This is a genomic window from Streptomyces sp. NBC_00249, assembly GCF_026342355.1.
GTDB lineage: Bacteria > Actinomycetota > Actinomycetes > Streptomycetales > Streptomycetaceae > Streptomyces.
In genome coordinates, this window is the sequence record NZ_JAPEMV010000001.1 from 594,765 (window position 1) to 614,357 (window position 19,593).

The 19,593-nt window shown below is 73.8% G+C and carries 14 protein-coding genes; 9 read left to right on the plus strand and 5 right to left on the minus strand.

What is annotated here, in order from left to right; genetic code table 11:
• The first annotated feature begins 90 nt into the window (after positions 1-90).
• The 8 genes from OOK31_RS02795 (at position 91) to OOK31_RS02830 (ending at position 14,330) form a co-directional block, all read left to right on the plus strand.
• Positions 91-1,659, plus strand: a complete 1,569-nt coding sequence (locus OOK31_RS02795; RefSeq protein WP_267010707.1) for a sugar ABC transporter ATP-binding protein — start codon at positions 91-93, stop codon at positions 1,657-1,659.
• Positions 1,656-2,663 carry an ABC transporter permease gene (locus tag OOK31_RS02800; RefSeq protein ID WP_267010708.1) on the plus strand — a complete coding sequence of 336 codons (1,008 nt, stop codon included), beginning with the start codon at positions 1,656-1,658 and terminating at the stop codon, positions 2,661-2,663. Before OOK31_RS02795 ends, OOK31_RS02800 begins: the two co-directional genes overlap by 4 nt.
• Before the next feature lie 42 nt (positions 2,664-2,705).
• Positions 2,706-3,869 carry a substrate-binding domain-containing protein gene (locus OOK31_RS02805; RefSeq protein ID WP_267010709.1) on the plus strand — a complete coding sequence of 388 codons (1,164 nt, stop codon included), beginning with the start codon at positions 2,706-2,708 and terminating at the stop codon, positions 3,867-3,869.
• A 163-nt stretch (positions 3,870-4,032) separates the two neighbouring features.
• Positions 4,033-6,207, plus strand: coding sequence for an MMPL family transporter (locus OOK31_RS02810; protein WP_267010710.1), 2,175 nt, complete (start codon positions 4,033-4,035; stop codon positions 6,205-6,207).
• A 101-nt stretch (positions 6,208-6,308) separates the two neighbouring features.
• Positions 6,309-11,069 carry a type I polyketide synthase gene (locus tag OOK31_RS02815; protein WP_267010711.1) on the plus strand — a complete coding sequence of 1,587 codons (4,761 nt, stop codon included), beginning with the start codon at positions 6,309-6,311 and terminating at the stop codon, positions 11,067-11,069.
• A 10-nt stretch (positions 11,070-11,079) separates the two neighbouring features.
• The gene (locus OOK31_RS02820; RefSeq protein WP_267010712.1) at positions 11,080-11,766 is read left to right on the plus strand and encodes a 4'-phosphopantetheinyl transferase superfamily protein; all 687 of its coding nucleotides are present in this window, start codon (positions 11,080-11,082) and stop codon (positions 11,764-11,766) included.
• A gap of 120 nt (positions 11,767-11,886) precedes the next feature.
• Complete coding sequence (locus OOK31_RS02825; RefSeq protein WP_267010713.1) at positions 11,887-13,896, plus strand: SpoIIE family protein phosphatase; 2,010 nt, start codon at positions 11,887-11,889, stop codon at positions 13,894-13,896.
• 203 nt (positions 13,897-14,099) lie between these two features.
• Complete coding sequence (locus tag OOK31_RS02830; protein ID WP_267010714.1) at positions 14,100-14,330, plus strand: response regulator transcription factor; 231 nt, start codon at positions 14,100-14,102, stop codon at positions 14,328-14,330.
• A 137-nt stretch (positions 14,331-14,467) separates the two neighbouring features.
• Here the strand turns inward: OOK31_RS02830 and OOK31_RS02835 are convergent, their stop codons facing one another.
• The 5 genes from OOK31_RS02835 to OOK31_RS02855 all read right to left on the minus strand — a co-directional run bounded on the left by OOK31_RS02835 (position 14,468) and on the right by OOK31_RS02855 (position 18,785).
• Positions 14,468-15,448, minus strand: coding sequence for a serine/threonine-protein kinase (locus tag OOK31_RS02835; RefSeq protein WP_267010715.1), 981 nt, complete (start codon positions 15,446-15,448; stop codon positions 14,468-14,470).
• Positions 15,449-15,562: 114 nt separating this feature from the next.
• Complete coding sequence (locus tag OOK31_RS02840) at positions 15,563-16,171, minus strand: hypothetical protein (RefSeq protein ID WP_267010716.1); 609 nt, start codon at positions 16,169-16,171, stop codon at positions 15,563-15,565.
• Between the two features lie 50 nt (positions 16,172-16,221).
• The gene (locus OOK31_RS02845) at positions 16,222-16,707 is read right to left on the minus strand and encodes a hypothetical protein (protein WP_267010717.1); all 486 of its coding nucleotides are present in this window, start codon (positions 16,705-16,707) and stop codon (positions 16,222-16,224) included.
• A gap of 98 nt (positions 16,708-16,805) precedes the next feature.
• Positions 16,806-17,402, minus strand: coding sequence for a hypothetical protein (locus OOK31_RS02850; protein WP_267010718.1), 597 nt, complete (start codon positions 17,400-17,402; stop codon positions 16,806-16,808).
• A gap of 234 nt (positions 17,403-17,636) precedes the next feature.
• Complete coding sequence (locus OOK31_RS02855; protein WP_267010719.1) at positions 17,637-18,785, minus strand: agmatine/peptidylarginine deiminase; 1,149 nt, start codon at positions 18,783-18,785, stop codon at positions 17,637-17,639.
• Between the two features lie 158 nt (positions 18,786-18,943).
• On the opposite strand from OOK31_RS02855, the gene OOK31_RS02860 reads away from it, so the two are divergent.
• Positions 18,944-19,591: a TetR/AcrR family transcriptional regulator gene (locus tag OOK31_RS02860; protein WP_267010720.1), complete on the plus strand. Its 648-nt coding sequence runs from the start codon at positions 18,944-18,946 to the stop codon at positions 19,589-19,591.
• Positions 19,592-19,593 lie beyond the last annotated feature (2 nt).

The window sequence follows — 19,593 nt, forward strand, 5'->3', positions numbered from 1 at the left end:
CATGCACCGGATTGCCGCTCCACTCCGCTTAGCATCCTCTCTGTCCCACCCTCACCGGAGGGGGATCCGAGGTCGGCCCCGGAGACGTCCGTGCATGACGCCCATGACACATCCGACACCTCGACGAGCCGCCCGCCCCGGCGCCCCGGCGGGGAACCGCTCGTACGGATCCGCGGTCTCGGCAAGCGGTTCGGCGGCACCGTCGCGCTCGACGCGGTGGGCCTGGACCTGCACCGCGGCAGCGTCCTCGCGCTCCTCGGCCCCAACGGCGCCGGGAAGTCCACGCTCATCAAGGTGCTCGCCGGGGTCCACCACGCCGACGAGGGCGAGGTCACGGTGGCCGGGCACCCGCTCGGGTCGGAGGCCGCCGCCGGGAAGATGTCCTTCATCCACCAGGACCCCGGCCTCGTCGAGTGGATGACGGTCGCCGAGAACATCGCCCTGGGCACCGGCTACCCGCGCCGCCACGGCCTGATCTCCTGGCGGCGGACCCGCGAACAGTGCGCCGAGGCACTGGGCATCGTCGCCGGGCACCTGGACGCCGACACCCCGGTCGCGGACCTCGCGCCCGCCGAACGGTCCCTGGTGGCCATCGCCCGGGCCCTCGCGCGGCGCGCGGAGCTGTTCGTCCTCGACGAGCCGACGGCCACCCTCCCCGCCGCGGACTGCGCCCGCCTCTTCGGTGTCCTGCACACCCTGCGCGACCGGGGCCACGGCATCCTGTACGTCACCCACCGGCTCGACGAGGTGTACCGGGTCGCGGACTCCTTCGCCGTCCTGCGCGACGGCCGCCTGGTCAGCGAGGGTCCGCTCGCCGGGTACGGCCCCTCCCGCCTGGTCCACGACATCGCGGGAGGCGTACCGGCCGGACGCGGGCCGGACGCCGCAATGCCCGCGTCCGGCCGTGCTCCCGTGCTGCGGCTGGACTCCGTGACGACGCGGCGGACCGGGCCCGTCAGCCTGGAACTGGCGCCCGGGGAGATCCTCGGCATGGTCGGGCTGACCGGCGCCGGGCACACCCACCTGGGCCGCGCCCTGGCCGGCGCGGAGCCGCTGCTCGGCGGGCGGGTGCTGCTCGACGGCCGCCCGTACCGGCCGCGGGGTGTGGCGGCCGCCCTCGGCCGGGGCGTGGGGCTCGTGGCCGCCGACCGTCAGGAGGAGGGCTGCGCCCCCGATCTGACGGTCCGGGAGAACTTCCTGGCCAACCCGCGGGCGGCCGGGGTCCCGGCGTGGCGCTGGCTCGGTCCCCGGGGCGAGCGGCGCGAGGCCGCGGCGCTGATCGAACGGTTCTCGGTGCGGCCCCGTGACAGCGAGGTACCCCTCGCCACCCTGTCGGGCGGTCATCAGCAGAAGGTCGTGCTCGGCCGGGCGCTGCGGGCTCGGCTGCGGCTGCTGGTCCTGGAGGAGCCGACGGCGAGCGTGGACGTCGGGGCCAAGGCGGCGATCCACCGGCTGATCGACGACGCGGCCGCCGGCGGTCTGGCGGTCCTGCTGGTGTCCACCGACTTCGAGGAGGTCGCGGACCTGTGCCACCGTGCGCTGGTCTTCGTGGGCGGTGCGGTGGCGGCCGAGCAGGCGGGCGCCGCCCTGACACCGGCCGCGCTCACCCGCGCCGCCTCGGCCATGCCCGCGATCACCGGAAGCACGGCCGCCCCGTGACGCGCTGGTCCCCGCGCGGGCACTTCATCGGGAGCTACGGCCTGCCGGCCCTGACCGTCCTGCTCTTCCTGGTCTTCTCCGTGGCCCTGCCGGACACCTTCCCCACCCGGGACAACGTGTCCTCGATCCTGTCCAACCAGTCGATCCCCGCCCTCCTCGCGCTCGGGGCGACGATCCCCATCGCCACCGGCAAGTTCGACCTGTCCATCGGCTACGGGCTGGGCCTGGCGCACGTCCTGGTGATGTACCTGATCGTCGACGCCGGGACGCCCTGGCCGCTCGCCTGCCTCGTGGTCGTCGTCGGCGGGGCGCTGGTGGGCGCCCTGAACGGGGTGGTCGTCGAGTTCGCCCGGATCGACTCCTTCATCGCCACGCTCGGCACGGGCAGCATCATGTACGCCCTGACCGGATGGCTCACCGACGGCGGCCGGATCGTGCCCGGCCCACAGGGCCTGCCGGCCTCCTTCACCGCCCTCTACGACTCCTCCTTGCTCGGTCTGCCGCTGCCCGCCTTCTACGTGCTCGCCGCCGTCGTCGTGCTGTGGGTGGTGCTGGAGCGGCTGCCGTTCGGCCGGTACCTGTACGTCGTCGGCTCCAACCCGCGCGCCGCCGGCATCATCGGCATCCCCACCCGCAGGTACTCCGTCTACGCCTTCGCGGGATCGGGTCTGGTCGTGGGCGTCTCGGGGGTGCTGCTGGCCGCGCAGCAGCAGATCGGCAACCCGAGCGTCGGCCTGGACTACCTGCTGCCCGCCTTCGTCGGCGCGCTGCTCGGCTCCACCACCATCAGGCCGGGCCGGGCCAACGCGCTGGGCACCCTGGTGGCCGTCAGCGTGCTCGCCGTGGGGCTCGCGGGGATCGGCCAGCTCGGCGCCCAGTTCTGGGCCACCCCCCTGTTCAACGGCGGCACGCTGCTGGTGTCGGTCGGCCTGGCCGGCTACGCGGCCCGACGGCGGCTGCGCGCCCGGGCCACGGCTGACCGGCAGCCGGCCGCCGTCCCCTAGTGCAAACTCCCCTCTGCCCCGAGCACCCCCGTCAGGAGCACCGTGCACCGCAACCGCCACCCCCTCCTCGCGGCCGCGGCCCTGTGGGCGGCCGCCGCCGGCGCCCTCGTCGCGGGCTGCGGCGGCAGCCCGCCACGGCCCCCGGCCGCCGCATCGTCCCCCGCCCCGCCCCCGGCCACCGGCTGCCCGGAGGTCCTCGCGAAGGCGAAGGAGGCCGTCGCTCGGGCCGAACGTACGGACGCCTCCTGGACCGGCCCCACGACCGGGCCCGAGGCGGCGGACGACAGGACCGTCGTCTTCGTCGCGCAGACCATGACCAACCCGGGTGTCGCCGGAGTCGCCAAGGGCCTGCGGGAAGCGGCGGCCGCCATCGGCTGGCAGGTCCGGGTGATCGACGGGCAGGGCACCCCGGCCGGGATCCAGGCCGCGCTCAGCCAGGCGGTCACCCTCAAGCCGTCCGGGATCGTCATCGGCGGTTTCGACCCCCGGCTCACGGCGCAGCAGACGGCGCGGGCGGCGGCCGCGGGCATCCCCCTGATCGGCTGGCACGCGGTCGGCTCGCCGGGGCCGAGCACCAGTCCCCCGCTCTTCACCAACATCACCACGAAGGTGGAGGAGGTCGCGGGGATCAGCGCGGACTGGGTCATCGCCACGTCCGGCGGCGACGCCGGGGTCGTGGTCTTCACCGACGACTCCATCCCGTTCGCCCACCACAAGTCCGAGCTGATCGAACAGCGGCTGGGCACCTGTCCCGGGGTACGGCTGCTGGCGTCCGCGAACATCCCCATCCCGGACGCGAGCCAGCGCACCCCGCAGCAGGTCTCCTCCCTGCTGTCGCGCTTCGGGCACCGCTGGACCCATTCCGTCGCGATCAACGACCTCTACTTCGCCGACGCCGCGCCCGCGCTGCGCGCCGCCGGACGCCCGGGTGCGGGGCCGCCCTTCAACATCGGTGCGGGCGACGGCGACCCTTCCGCCTTCCAGCGCGTCAACAGCCACGGCTACCAGGCCGCCACCGTCCCCGAGCCGCTGGCCCAGCAGGGCTGGCAGATCGTCGACGAGTTCAACCGGGCCTTCGCCGGCCAGCCCGCCAGCGGGTACGTCGCGCCCGTGCACGTGGTGACGGCGGACAACAGCGGCGGGGCCACCTCCTGGGACCCGCAGGGCTACCAGGAGGCCTACCGGAAGCTCTGGCACGTGGACTGACCTGGGAAAACGACATTCCGGCCGCTGTCAAGTAACGAACAGCCGGGGCTACGGCCCCGCGCCTCCTCCGGGCACGGTGGAAGCCTTCCCTCCCGCACAGAGCGGGAGGACGGAAACCGCCCTCGCCATCGGAGGCAGCATGTACCCCCGCGCAGGTGTCCTCGTGACCCGTCGCCCCCGGCTCGTCCTCCTCGCCGCGCTGCTGTTCCTCGTGGTGGCGGGCGTGTTCGGGGCCGGGGCGTCCGGCCGGCTGAAGACGCAGGGGTACGACGACCCGCGGTCCGAGTCCAGCCGCGCCGCCCAGATCGCGGCCCGGGACCTGGGGGCCTCCCCCAACCTGGTCGTCGTCGCACAGGCCCGCGGCGGCTCCGTCGACGACCCGGCGGCCCGCGACGCGGGCGAGGCCCTGACCCGGCGGCTGGCCGCCGAGCCGCACGTGAGCGCGGTGACCTCGTACTGGACCGGTGACCCGGCCGGGCTGCGCAGCCGGGACGGCCGCGCGGCCATGCTCGTGGCACACCTGGACGGCGAGGGGGAACGGCTCGCGGCGCGGGCCGAGCGGCTGCGCGACGGACTGAGCACCCCCTCGCCCTCCACGACGGCCCTGTCGGTGCACGTGGGCGGCTCCGCCCTCGTCGACGCCGAGCTCCAGGACCTCTCCGAGTCCGACCTGAAGCGGGCCGAGTCCGTGGTCCTGCCGGGCACCCTGATCCTGCTGGTCCTGGTCTTCGGCAGTGTGGTGGCCGCCGCGCTGCCCCTGCTGATCGGGGTCCTGGCCGTCGCCGGGACGCTGCTGGTCCTGAGCGTCCTGGGCTCCGTCACCGACGTGTCCGTGTTCGCCCTGAACCTCACCACGGCGCTCGGTCTGGGGCTGGGCATCGACTACGGCCTGCTGGTCGTCTCGCGGTTCCGCGAGGAGCTCGCCGCCGGCTACCACCCGCGCAACGCGGCCATCCGCACCGTGCGCACCGCCGGCCACACGATCGCCTTCAGCGCCGCCACGGTCTGCGCCGCGCTCGCGACGCTGCTGGTGTTCCCCCCGTACTTCCTGCGCTCCTTCGCCTACGCCGGCATCGCCGTCGTCGTGATCGCGGCGGTGAGCGCCATGACCGTACTGCCCGCGCTGCTGACGCTGCTCGGCAAGCGGGTCAACGCCTGGCCCGTGCCGGGGCGCCGCCGGGTCCAGGAGGGCTCGCGGTCCCGCTTCTGGGAGGGGCTGGCGCGGATCGTCGTACGCCGTCCGCTGCTCGCGGCGCTGCCGGTGATCGGCCTGCTGGTGCTGCTCTCCGGGCCGTTCACCCACGCCGGTTTCGCCACCCCGGACGACCGGGCGCTGCCGGTGAGCGCGTCCAGCCGGCAGACCGGCGACCTGGTGCGCGGCGCGTTCGACACGAAGGGCTCCGGCGCGCTGACCGTCATCATGACGGGTACGCCGTCCCCGCAGGCCCGCCAGGAGTACGCCCACCGGCTGTCCGCGCTCCCGCAGGTCGCCCAGGTCACGGCGCCCGCCGCCGGCGGCCCGGCCCGGCTGTCCGTGGTGCCGCGGGTGGACCCCCAGTCCAGCGCCGCCCAGCAGCTCGTGCACGACGTACGCCGCACGCCCGCCCCGGCGGGCACCGAGGTCCTCGTCGGCGGACCGAGCGCGGTCCTGGTCGACGCCAAGGCCACGGTGGGCGACCGGCTCCCGCTGGCGCTCTCCGTCATCACCGTCACCACCTTCGTCCTGCTGTTCGGTTTCACGCGCAGTGTGCTGCTGCCGCTGAAGGCCATCGCACTGAACGCCCTGAGCCTGACGGCGGTCCTCGGGGCCATGGTGTGGATCTTCCAGACGGGTCATCTGAGCGGGCTGCTCGGCTTCACGCCCGGACCGCTCAGCACGACCATGCCGGTGCTGCTGTTCTGCATCGTCTTCGGGCTCTCCGTGGACTACGAGGTGTTCGTCCTGGCGCGGATCAAGGAAGCCCACGACGCCGGGGAGGACGACGCCACCTCGATCGTCACGGGCATCTCCCGCACCGGCGGCATGGTGACGACGGCCGGCGCCCTGCTCGCCTTCACCCTCCTGAGCTTCGGCACCTCCCAGGTCTCCCTCCTCCAGTTCTTCGGGATCGGCGCGGGCCTCGGCGTCCTCCTCGACGCCACGCTCGTCCGGGGCGTCCTCGTACCGGCGCTCATGCGCCTGGCCGGCGGCCTGAACTGGTGGGCGCCGAAGGCCCTGAGGCGGCGGACACCGCCCCCGGCGCCCCGGCCGGCCCCGGCCCCCGCCGGGAGACGGCCCCCCGGCCGGTGCCCCCCGGGCCGGATCCCCGTCCGCCCCCACGCGCACGCGCGCCGCTGACCGCACCGGCGCACACCCCCACCCCTCACCCCACTCCTCACCCCCGCCCCCACCGCCCCGGCCACCACCCGGCCGGGCCACCAAGACAAGGGAAGACCCCCATGAACGACATCGCCATCACCGGACTCGCCTGCCGCTTCCCCGGAGCCCCCGACATCCGCGCCTACTGGAACCTCCTGACCAGCGGGGAACGACAGTTCGCCGCCGTCCCCGCGTCCCGCTGGAACCACGAGACCTTCCACGAACCGGTGAACCGCTCGGCCCCCAACGCCGCCTACACCGACCAGGTCGCCTTCCTCCCCGACGTGGACCTCTTCGACGCCCAGCACTACGGGGTACCGCCCGCCCGGGCCCGGGCCATGGACCCGCAGCACCGGATGATGCTCGACGTCTCCCGCGAGGCCCTCGACGACGCCGGACTGGGCCGCGGCGACTTCGACCGGGAGAACACCGGCGTCTTCTTCGGAGTGTCGGTGTCCGACTACAAGGACCTCATGTCGGCCCCCATCCGGGCCATCACCCTGGCCGAGGACGCCCTCGACGCGGACGACCGCGAGGGCCGCGACGCCGTCAAGGAGCGGGCGGGAGCCCTCGGCGCGGTGCAGAGCTTCACCCTCCCGGGCAGCCTCCTCAACATGGCGGCCGGGACCGTCAGCCGGCAGTTCGGCCTCGGCGGCCCCAGCTTCACCGTCGACGCCGCCTGCTCCGGCTCCCTGGTCGCCCTCGACCAGGCCGTCGCCCAGATCCGCCAGGGCGGCTGCCGGACCGCCCTCGTCGGCGGCGTGTACCTCAACCTCACCCCCGACAGCCTCGTCGGTTTCTCCCGGCTCCGCGCCCTGTCCGCCGCCGGGGTGTGCCGCCCCTTCGACGAGGAGGCGGACGGCTTCGTCCTCGGTGAGGGCGCCGGTGTCGTCGTCCTGCGGCCGCTCGCCGACGCGCTCGCCGACGGAGACCGCGTCTACGCCGTCATCAAGGGCATCGGCTCGGCCAACGACGGCGCCTCCCCCGGCCCCCTGGTCCCCACCGCCGAAGGCCAGCTGCGCGCCATGCGCCGCGCCTACGACGACGCGGACGTCGCCCCCTCCTCCATCGGCTTCCTCGAGGCCCACGGCACCGGAACCGCCGCCGGCGACCGCGCCGAGGCCGAGGCCCTGCGCCGACTGCGCACCGAGTACCCCGACGAGGACCCCGCCCTGTGCTACCTCGGCTCGGGCAAGGCCCTCATCGGGCACTCCCTCGCCGCTGCGGGCATCGCGGGACTGATCAAGACGACCCTGGTCGTCCACCACCGCACCATCGCCCCGCAGCCGTGCACCACCCCCCACCCGGACCTCGACATCGCCGCCGCCGGCCTGCGCTTCGCCGACACCGCGCTGCCCTGGCCGGGCGAGGACGCCCCGCGCCGGGCCGCCGTCAGCTCCTTCGGTTTCGGCGGCACCAACGTCCACGTGGTGCTGGAGGAGGCGCCCGCCCCGGCCGCCGCCGCCCCCGCCGCACCCGCCGCGGTGCCCGCGCCGCTGCTCGTCCTGCTCTCGGCCGGCAGCCCCGCACTGCTGGACCGGCACATCGGTGACGTGCTCGACGCCCTGGACGCGCTCGACCCGGCGGACCGTCCGCCGCTGGCCGCCCTGGCCCACACCCTGGGCGGGCGCCAGACGCTGACCGCCCGGCTCGCGGTCGTGGCCGCCGACACGGACGCCTTCGTCCAGCGGCTGCGCGGCGCCCGTGAGCAGTTGCTCACCGGAGTCCGCGGCGACCTCGGGGACGGCGCGTTCGCCGCCGACGCCCCCCTGCCGGAAGCGCAGCGCCGCATCGCCTTCCTCTTCCCCGGTCAGGGCAGTCAGCGGCCCGGCATGATGCGGGACCTGTACGAGCGGTTCGCCGGTTTCCGCTCGGCCGTCGGCGTCCTCGGCGCCGTGGCCGGGCGGGACACCGGATTCGACGTCGCCGACCTGCTGTACGGCGAGGCCGCGGCGGCCGGCGGCGACACCGAGGAGTTCAGGCGGCGGCTCACCTCCACCGAGGTGTGCCAGCCCCTGCTCGGTACCGTCCAGATCGCCGCCACCCGGGTCCTCGCCGACTGCGGCGTCACTCCCGGCCTCGCCCTCGGGCACAGCGTCGGGGAGTTCGCGGCGGCCGCGGCGGCCGGGGCGATCGCCGCCGCGGACACCGTCCGGCTGCTGGCCCAGCGGGGTGCGGCGCTGCGGCAGGCCGAGCAGGGCCTGGAGGGCGGGATGCTCGCAGTCCAGACCGACAAGGACACCTGCCGCCAGCTCATGGACGGCATCGACGACGTGTGGCTCGCCTGCTTCAACCAGCCGCGTCAGGTCGTGGTCAGCGGCACCCCGCACGGACTGGCCGCCCTGCGGCAGGCCTGCGCCGGTGCCGGGATCGTCACGGTGGCACTGGAGGTGTCCAACGCCTTCCACTCGCCGCAGCTGGCCGGCGCCGAGGAGGCCGTACGCACGGCCCTCGCCGCCCGCCGCATCAGCGGCCCCGCCGTGGCGTTCGTGTCCTCGGTGAACGCGGAGGCCGTCACCGACCCCGAGCAGCTGCGCGAACTGTGGGCCCGGCACGCGTCGGCGCCGGTCCGGTTCAGCGACGCCGTCCGCACCGCCTACGACGAGGGGGCCCGCGTCTTCCTCCAGGTGACCGGCGGCAACTCGCTCCTCACCTCGGTCCGCCGCAACCTCGCGGGCCACGGCGACGTGCACGTCGTCCCCGTCGAAGGGGCCGCGCCGGACGACGGCCGCAGCCTCGTCCTGGCCCTCGCCCGGCTCGCGGTCCTCGGAGCCCCCGTCGACCCGCGCGCCCTGGTCCCCCAGGAGGACCGACGGCTGCTGGACCTGCCCGTGGCCAGGCTCGACGCCCGCTCGTACTGGGTGACGGACAAGCGCCCCGCGAAGAAGGCCGCCTCGCCCACCCCGCCCACCTCCCCCCGGCCCCGGCCGGCATCCCCCGCACTGCCCGAGGAGACCCCGATGAACGCCCCCACGAACGACGCGGTGAACGGCTCCATGAACGAACTGCTCCAGCTGGTCCAGCAGCAGGCCACCCTGCTGAAGTCCCTCGGCGACGCACTCACCGCGGCGAGCCCCGCCGCACCGGCCGCTACGGCTGCCCCCGCCGAAGAGGCTGCCGCCCCGGTCACCGCCCCGGCGGCCGCCGCCCCAGTCACCACACCTGCGCCCGTCGCCCCGGTCACCACACCTGCCCCTGCCCCTGCCGCCACGCCCGCCGCTCCCGCGCCCGCCGCCGAGCGCCCCGCGCCGACCGGGAGCCTCGAGGAGGTCACCGAGGCCGTGCTCGCGCACGTGGCCCGGATCAGCGCGTTCCCGGTGAACTCCCTGCGCGCGGACCAGCTGCTGGTCGACGACCTCGGTTTCGACTCGCTGATGCTGACCGACCTGTTCGTCGCGCTCAAGCGACAGTGGCCGCAGTGGAGGTTCGACGAGCGGGCCGCCGACCGCCCGACCACCGCGCGCATCGCGGCGATGATCGCGGACGTGGCACCGGCGGCGGTCCCCGCACCCCGCGCCGAGAGCGCCGAGGAGGCCCCGCAGTCCCCGCCGGTCCACCTGAGCGTGGTCCCCGAGCCCGCCGGGCCGGCCGTCGCCGAAGCCCCCGCCCCGCTGCCCGAGGAGCAGACCCGGATCGAGTGCTTCCCCGAGGTCACCGCCCACGGCGAGAGGATCGCCGCCCTGGCGCAGACGGAGCTCTCCAATCCGTACTTCCTCGTCCACGAGGGCGGTATGACGGACACGACCGTCGTCGACGGCCGGGAACTCCTGTCCTTCTCCAGCTACAACTACCTGGGCATGGCGACGGACCCGCAAGTGACGGGTGCGGCGAAGGAAGCGGTCGACCGCTGCGGCACCTCGGTGTCCGCCAGCCGGCTGCTGTCCGGCAGCCGCCCGCTCCACCTGGAGCTGGAGTCGGAGCTCGCCGGTCTCCTCGGATGCGAGTCCGCACTCACCCTGGCCAACGGGCACGCCACCAACGTCACCGTGATCGGGCACCTCGTCGGCCCCGGGGACCTCGTCATCCACGACTCCCTGGCCCACGACAGCATCCTGCAGGGCTGCAAGCTGTCCGGCGCGACCCGGCGGCCCTTCCCCCACAACGACGCGGCCGCCCTGGACGCCGTCCTCGCCCAGGTCCGCCACCAGTACCGGCGGGTCCTCGTCGTCGTCGAGGGCGTGTACAGCATGGACGGAGACATCGCCGACCTGCCCGCCCTCGTCGAGGTCAAGCGGCGGCACGGCGCGCTGCTGATGATCGACGAGGCGCACAGCGTCGGCACCATCGGCGCGACGGGGCGCGGCATCGGCGAGCACTTCGGCGTCGACCGCTCGGACGTGGACCTGTGGTCGGGCACCTTGTCGAAGGCGCTGGCCAGCTGTGGCGGGTACGTCGCGGGGAACCGCTCCGTCGTCGAGTACCTGCGCTACACCGCTCCCGGCTTCGTCTACAGCGCGGGCATGACCCCGGCCGACACGGCGGCGTCGCTGGCCGCGCTGCGGCTGCTGCGCGCGGAGCCGCAGCGGGTGGACCGTCTCGCGGAGAACGCCGCGCTGTTCGTCCGCCTCGCGCGGGAGGCGGGCATCGACATCGGGGACAGCCACGGCACACCGGTCGTCCCGTGCATCGTCGGGGACTCGCTGAAGGCCCTGCGTCTGGCGGAGGCCCTGTTCGAGCAGGGCATCAGCGTCAATCCGATCCTGTACCCGGCCGTCCCCGAGGAACTGGCCCGGCTGCGGTTCTTCATCACCTCCGAGCACACGCCCGAGCAGATCCGCCACACGGTGACCGTGCTGGAGAGCGCGCTGCGGCTCCTGGACACGGCTCCGGCCGCCGCCTGAGGACCCCGTCATGGACACCGTCGTGCGCTACGCCATGGACCCCGTCATGGACGCCGCCTTCCCGTCGATCACCCCGGGGCGCACCCACCGGTGGGGCGGAGCCGGGATCGTCGTGGCCCACCGCTCGGGTCTGTGCCGGGCGCCGCACCTCTCGCCGGCCGAACAGCGGGTGGCCGACGCGCTGCCGGCCCGGCGGCAGGCCGAATGGCTGGCCGGCCGGCTGCTCGCCAAGCGCCTGGTCGGCGAGGCCCTCGGGGTTCCGGCGCAGGAGGTGGAGATCCTCCCGCGGGACGACGGCAGCCCCCGCGTCGCCGTCAGCGGCATCCCGATGCCCGGCGCGGTCGTCTCCCTCAGCCACACCGCCGGTTACGTCGCCGCGGCCCTCGCCCCGCAGCCGGTCGGCGTCGACCTCTGCGAGACCGCCTCGGCCGACGCCGTACGCCGCGTCGCGGACCACGCCTTCACTCCTGGGGAACTCGCCCTCCTCGATGCGGACCGGCCGGAGGTCATGGCGGGGGCCTGGGCGCTGAAGGAAGCCGCGGTCAAGGCCGACCGGAGCGGGATCTTCGGCTCCGCGCCGCGCGGCATACCGATCCTGGGCCTGCGGCCGCCCGTACTCGGCGGGGGGCGCCGCGCGATGGTGTGGCGGGCCGGGGACGCGGTCCTCGCCCTGGTCCTGGCGGCCCCGGCCGGCTGAGACGGCACTGCGTTGGTGCTCCTCGCCCCGCCGGATCATGCTTGTCAGTGGAACCCCTGGCCGTGCGGGTGGTTGCCGTGGACGGCTGCACAGGAACTAGCGAGGGCGAGATGAGCGGCGATGCAGCAACTTCCCACCTCTCCCGGTGAGCGGCCGCAGGAGTCGGACGCCTCCGCCGAACCCGAGGCGGCGTACACGGCCACGGCCACCATCAGCGAGCAGGGCATCGTGACGGAGTGGAGCGAGGACGCCCGGCGGCTGCTCGGGTACGTCCCCGAGGAGATCGTGGGCACTCCCGCCGTACGCCTGCTCGCCGACGGCGCGGGCGACGCGGCGTCGCGGATCCCCCCGGGCCAGGAGCGGTGGAGCGGCACGGCGGTCCTGCGGCACCGGGACGGGCGGCCGCTGGAGGTGGGGCTGCTCGCGCACCGCTGGACGTCCACCGGCGGGAACGCCAAGTGGTTCGTGGTGTCGGCCGTGGCGGGCGGGGCGCGTACGGACCGGGCCGAACCGTTGCGGGAATGGGCGTTCACCCAGTCCCCCTGCGTCCAGGCGGTCTTCGACGCGGACCTGCGGCTGGTGCGGGCGAACACCTGCACGGAGCACGCGCTGTCCCTCACCGAGGCCGAGATGCGCGGGCTGCGCCTGCCGGAGATCGTGCCGGATCCCCTGAGCGAGGAGATCCAGCGCCGGATGCGCCTGGTACGGGAGACGGGTGAGCCGCAGCACGTGGACGGTTTCTTCCACGCGCCCGGTGCGGGCACGGAGCAGCAGGGCTGGGCCACCTCGCTGACCCCGGTGCGGGACCCGGAGGGCGGGGTGCGCGCGGTGTTCCTGACCGCGCACGAGCGGACGGCCACCGGGGAGGACCGGCAGCGGGTGCTCCTGGACGGCGACCGCACCGCGCGGGAGCTGGACGGTGCCCGCACCGCTCAGGAGCCGGCCGGGGAACTGGCGGCCACGGCGGCCGTCAGCGTCCACGACGCGCGCCACCACGCCCGGGAGCACACCAGCACGATGGCGTTGCAGCGCAGCCTGCTCCCGCACACGCTGCCCCAGCAGACGGCGCTGGAGATCGCCACGCGCTACCTGCCCGCCGCCACCGAGGCGGGGGTCGGCGGCGACTGGTTCGACGTGATCCCGTTGTCGGGGGCCCGGGTGGCCCTGGTGGTCGGCGATGTCGTCGGCCACGGCATGCGGGCCGCCGCCACCATGGGCCGGGTACGGACGGCCGTACGCACCCTGGCCGATGTCGACCTGCCGCCCGACGAGCTGCTCACCCACCTCGACGACCTCATCATCCACCTGGCCGCCGACGAGGCCGATCCGGATGCCGCGGGGGAATCCAGCGGGGGCATCGGCACCACCTGCCTGTACGTGGTCTACGACCCGGTCACCCGCCGCTGCACCGTCGCCCGGGCCGGTCACCCGCCGCCCGCCGTGGTCTCCCCGGAGGGCTCGGTGTACCTCCTCGACGTCCCGGCCGGGCCTCCGCTGGGCCTGGGCGGCCTGCCCTTCGAGACCGCCGAGGTCGAGCTTCCCGAGGGCAGTGTGCTCGCCCTGTACACCGACGGCCTGCTGCAGGCCCGCGACCACGACATCGACGAGGCGCTGGACAGCCTGTTCACGGCCCTGGCCCGGCCCGCGTCCTCGCTGGACGCGGTGTGCGACCGGATCCTGACGGCCCTGCTGACGCACGTTCCCGAGGACGACGTCGCGCTGCTCGTGGCCCGGACCCAGACGCTGCACTCCGACCAGGTCGTCGTCTGGGACCTGCGGTCCGACCCCTCCGTCGTCGCCGACGCCCGCCGGCTGGCCACCGAGCAGCTGACGGCCTGGGGACTGGACGAGGCGGCCTTCGTCACCGAGCTCGTGGTCAGCGAACTGGTCACCAACGCCATCCGCTACGGCACCCCACCCGTGCAGCTGCGGCTGATCCACGACAAGACCACCCTGATCTGCGAGGTCTCCGACGCGAGCAACACGGCCCCGCACATGCGGCGGGCCCGGATCTTCGACGAGGGAGGCCGGGGCCTGCTGCTGGTCGCCCAGCTGGCCAAGCGCTGGGGCACCCGGCACGCCGCGATCGGCAAGACCATCTGGGCCGAGCAGTCCCTCGTCGACTTCTGAGGAGCCCCGCCCTACCTCCATGTGCGCCGCTGACACGCGTGCGACGTCCCCTGTGACACGCCCGTGACAGTCGACGGACACCTTCATGAACTCCCCCCGACAGGCTCTTTAACACGGACATACATCCACATTCCTGGATTTGTCCCCACTGCTTCCGAGGTCGTGAGCAGAGATGACCGAGCCGATACGTCGGAGGAAATCCCATGAGCCTCACACTCGTCATGCCGCACGTCGAAGCCCCCTCGACCGCTCTCGCCCCGCGTGAGCAGGAGGCCCTGCGCCACATCGCCGCGGGCTGCACCTACGCCCAGGCGGCGCGCTCCATGGGACTCTCCAAGCACACCGTCGACGCGTACCTGCGCCGCATCCGGGCCAAGCTGGGCATCAACACCACGGCCGAGATGACCCGACTGGCCGTCTCCATGGGCCTGTGACCCCCGGCCCCCTCACCCGGCACGCAGAAGACCCGGTATCCGCTTCCGAGGAGCGGATACCGGGTCTTCTGCGTGCCGGGGCGCACTCTAGTGCTGTGACCGGAAAGGTTCACCGTGTCACGGCGCCCGGCACGGCACTAGAAGACCGGCCGGGCCCAGGCCGGCGGCTCGGCGGGCGGCTGCGCCGCGGAGTCGTCACGGGGCGTCGCGTCGGCGGACCGGGCGGCGCCGTTGCCGTTCCCGACGGCGGCGCGCAGGGCCGCCACGAACTCCAGGCAGGAGTCGTAGCGGTCCTCGGGCAGCTTCGACAGGGCCTTCGTCAGCACGTCGGCGACGGCGGGCTCGATGCCCGGCCGCCGCTCGGTCAGGGGAGGGGGCTGGTCGTACTGGTGCGCCCACAGCAGCGCCATGTCCTCGTCGCGTACGAAGGGCGGCCCGCCGGCGAGGGACTCGTAGACCACGCAGGCGAGGCTGTAGAGATCGCACCTGCCGTCCACGGGACGGCCGGAGATCTGTTCCGGGGCCATGTAGTCGAGGGTGCCGACGAACTCGCCGGCCGTGGTGAACCCGCTGAGCGACAGCGATTTCTTCGTCAGGCCGAAGTCCGTGAGGTAGACGTGTTCGGGGTGGTCGCTGTCGGTGCCCGCGGCGACCAGGATGTTGGCGGGCTTGACGTCCCGGTGGACGAGATCGTGCTCGTGGGCCGCGTCGAGCGCGGACGCCACCTGGGCGGCGATGCGCAGCGCCGTCGCGACGGGGAGGGGTCCCTCCCGGTCCAGCAGGGCGCGCAGGTCCAGCCCGGAGACGTAGCGCATGGCGATGTACAGGACGCCGTCGGTCTCACCGGCTTCGAAGATCGGCACGATGTGCGGGTGGTCGATCTTCGCCGCGACGCGCGATTCGTGGGTGAAGCGGGCCCGGAAGGTCTCGTCACTGGCCCGCTCAGGGGTGATCAGCTTGAGGGCGACCGTACGGTCCAGGCGCAGGTCCTTGGCGCAGTAGACGACGGCCATGCCGCCGCGACCGATCAGGCGCTCGATCCGATAGCCCGCGATCTGCTGCCCGATCAGGCCGGAGGGCCGTCCCGCGTAGGGGCGCAGGTTCGACGACGTTCCCATCAGGCGACCCCGCCTTTCCGTACCTGAAAGTCTAACCAGTGATCCACACGTATGCCCGTTCGTCACGGGTCCGCGGGACACCGGCCGGGCCTTCTCGGCTCCGGCCGGTGCCGGTCAGCCGTCGCCGCCGTCGCCGCCGCGGCCGCCCTGGCCGCTGCCCCCGCAGGTGCCGGCGCAGGTGCCGCCGCCTCCACCGTTGCCGCCGTTGCCTCCGTCGCCGCCGGGCGGAGCGGCCCCGCCGTTGCCTCCGTTGCCTCCGTTGGCACTGCCGTTGCAGACCCCGGCGCAGATGCCGCCCTTGCCGCCGTTCTGGCCGTTGCCGGCCGGGCCGCCGTTGGTGCCGTTGCCTCCGTTGGCACTGCCGTTGCAGAGGCCGGCGCAGATTCCGCCGTTGCCGCCGTTCGTGCCGTTGACCGTTCCGTTGCAGTTGCCCGCGCACACCTTGTCACCGACGCGGACGCTGCCGTTGCCCACCTTCACACTGCCGGTACCCGATTTGAGGCCGCCGAGCACTCCGCTGCCGAGTCGGCCCGTACCGGGTCCGCTGCCGCCGCTTCCGCCGCCGTAGCCCTGGTGCCCGCCGCCGAGCGACTGGTGGACGGCCTGGCCCGGGAGGGCGGACGGCGCCGCCATGGCGGCCGGAGTCATCGCGGCGGCACCGATCACCGTGGTCGATATGACAAAACCGAGACTGAATTTCCAGGACCGGGATCGCACGCTCATGGGATTCTCCTTCGACTTCTGCGGGTAATTGCTGGCCGGTTTTCCGCGGGTCACGGGTTGAGCGGGTAGCTGCCTTCCATCAGGGCGAACCAGTTGCGCTCCAGGTAGTACTTCTTCCAGGTGTCGATCTGGTCCTGCGAGATCTTGTACTTCTTGACGAGCTTGTCCTTCGTCTTGTCCGAGTCGTCGGCCAGCAGGGCCATCACGATGTGGACCTTGTCCACCACGGTCAGTTCGGCCTTGGGCTTGTCGGGCAGGTCGTCGAACCGGAAGCAGCCCACTCCGCCGGGCTTGCCGGGCTCACCGGGCTGACCGGGCTCACCGCCCCTGCCGCCCGCTCCGCCCTTGCCGCCCTCGCCGCCTTCGCCGCCCGCGCCGCCCGCCGTGCAGTGCCCGGACTGGTCGGCCAGGACCGAGGAGCTGACGCCGGCCGGGGTGTGGGACGGCGAAGCCTGCGCGGCGCACGCCGTACCGGTGACGAAAGCCAGGGAGACCGCGGCCAGGATGAGCGGACGCTGCCAGGTGTTCGTGAACATGGGGTTTCTCCGTTTTCTTGATCAGGGTGTTGCTGGGGGGGGGGGGTGGAGGCCCCTGGGGGCCTCCACCCGGTTGGACTGGTCAGGCTGCGTGCGGTTTAGAAGATGCTGGTGCCTCCGGCGCCGCCACCGCCGCCGAGGCCACCGAAGATGCCGCCGAAGCCGCCCTTCCCGCCCTTGCCGCCGTTGCCGCCCTGGAAGACGCCGTTGCCGCCCTTGCCACCCTTGCCGCCGTTGCCGCCGACCAGGGTGCCGTCACCGCCGCCGCCGCCGTTGCCGGCGCTGCCGCCGAAGAGGCCGGTACCACCGTCTCCGCCCTTGCCGCCGTCGCCGCCGATCACGCCCTCACCGCCGCCGCCGCCCCCGCCGCCGCCACCGCCGGAGAGGATGCCGGCGCCGCCCTTGCCGCCGTTGCCGCCGTTGCCGCCGACACCGGTGACGCTGGCACCACCGGAGCCGCCGGAGCCACCGCCGCCGCCGACGAGCCCGCCGCCGCCTTCCCCGCCGTCACCGCCGGCGCCGCCCCCGGAGGGGAAGGCGTAGGAGACCGATGCCGGCATGGGGGCCGCCGATGCCATCGAGGCCGGGAGGACCACGCCTCCCGCAACCACCGTGGCCGATGCGATCAGCGTGGCGAGGCGGAAACCGCGACGGTGGGGACGGACGACCTTGTTGGTGCGAATCTTGCGGTTCATGACTTTCTCCTACCGATTGAAAGGGATATGTGTTCCGATCCGGAGTTCCGGGTCGGTGCGGTGGTTTCGCCTCGTTTTGTTTCCGGTGAGGCCCGCACCACAAGTAAGCCCCGGGGGGTGGGGGCGGGTCATGTTCCGGAGATTCGGGACTTGACACGCCCGTGAGCGCAAAGTAAAAGACCCCGGCCTCCGGGAAGGAGGCCAGGGTCGGGTGCTGTCACCGCACGGGCAGGGCTACGGCACCGGTTGCTGCTGGGTCACGCAGTGGATCCCGCCGCCCCCCGTACCGAGGCGGTCGATGTCGAGCTGTTCGACGACCCGGCCCGGGAAGAGGCGGGCCAGGGTGGCCCTGGCCGCGGTGTCGGCCCGGGTGTCGCCGAACTGGCCGCTGATGACGGCTCCGTTGCAGACGTAGTAGTTGGCGTAGGAGGCGAGGAAGTCCCGGTGGGTGGAGCGGATCTTGTAGTAGTCGGGGCCCTGGAGCTGCTCGACGGCCATCCGGGCGCCGCCCGCGGTCGTGGCCGCGGAGAGGACCTGGTACTGCTTGCGCGCGTCCTTGGCGTACACGTCGGTGTCCGAGGCCAGCGGCATCTGGACCAGGGCCTTGCCGGGGGCGAGGAAGCGGGAGGTCGCGTCGACGTGGTCGTCGGTGATGTCCTGGCCGGTCACGCCGTCGAACCAGATGACCTTGGAGGCGCCGTAGGCGGTGCGCAGCGCGGCCTCGACCTGTGCCTGCGACATGCCGGGGTTGCGGTTGCGGTTGATCAGGCTGCTGCGGGTGGCCATCAGGGTGCCCGCGCCGTCCTGCTCGACGGCGCCGCCCTCGCCGACCAGGGCGGCGGAGGTGAAGGGGACGCCGACGTACGCGGCGATCCGGCCCGCGACCAGGGCGTCCTTGGCGTGGGCCTGCTTGTTGCCCCAGCCGTTGAAGTTCAGGCCGACCGCGTCGAGACCGCCGGCGCCGTCGGTGCGGAAGACCGGGCCGGTGTCGCGCATCCAGCAGTCGTCGACGGGGACGGTGGTGACGACGGTGACGGCCTGGCCGCACATCGAGCGGGCCTTCGCGGCGCTGGCGGAGTTGGCGCAGAGGTAGACGGGCTCGTACGTGGCGATGGTGCGGGCGATGAGCGCGATGTCCGACTGGACGCCGCCGAGCTTGCCGCCCCAGATGGCGGTGCTGTCGGGCCAGGCCATCCAGGTGCGGGTGTGGCGTACGTCCTCGATCGGCACCCGGAGGGCGCCCGCCGCGGCGGGGCGGCCCGCGGCCCGTGCCCGCCCCTCGGCCGCCGCGAGGGCGGCGCCGGCGGCGGTGAGGCCCGCCGCTGCCAGGAACCTGCGTCTGCCCATGCCCGCGGGGGCCGGGTTCACTGCGTGATCGTTCACGAGGGGTCTCCTTGGGGGTTCCAACTCACCGCAGGGAATGCGGAGTTGACCGGAAAGCTAGAACTGGCCAAGCGCTCGGTCAATAGTGTGGACGGAGGTGTTTCACAGGATCGGGGAAAGCCGCAGGTGGAGGCGGGCGGGCTCGTTAGGGTGACGCCATGGCAGCTTCCGCGCAGGACTCCCCTGACCTGTCCGCTCCCCCGGTCCCCGCCCGGCGGCCCCGGGCCTCGGCGAAGGGCGAACAGACCCGGGCGCGGCTGATCGCCGCCGCGCGGACCCTCCTGTCCGGCGGGATGAGCGAACGGTTCACCACCCGCAACGTGGCGGCGCTGTGCGGGGTCTCGCACGGGATGTGCCACTACCACTTCCAGGACCGGACCGATCTCGTCCTGGCGGTCGTCGCGGACATCCGCCCGGAGTGGATCCACCCCCTGGAGGAGGCGGTCTCCGCTCCCGGGCCGTTCGCGGAGCGGGCCGAGCGGGTCGTCGAGCTGCTCGGCCGGCCCGAGGGCGCGGAGCTCTCCCAGCTCCACTCGGCACTGCACTGGCACGCCCTGAACGACTCCCGGGTCCGGGAGAGCCTGGAGGCGGAGTACCGGCGCTGGCGGGCCTGTTTCGTCGCGCTGTTCCAGGTGCTGGCCCAGGAGCGGGGCGGGGGCGTGGACCCGCGCCCGCTGGGCGAGGCCGTCGCCGCCGCCGTGGACGGCCTGGCCGCCGCCGAGTCACTGGGCTCCGAGGTCGACTCCGGTGCGGTGCTGCGTACGCTGATCAGCACGCTCGCCGCCGGGACCCGCCCCGGCGGCTGACC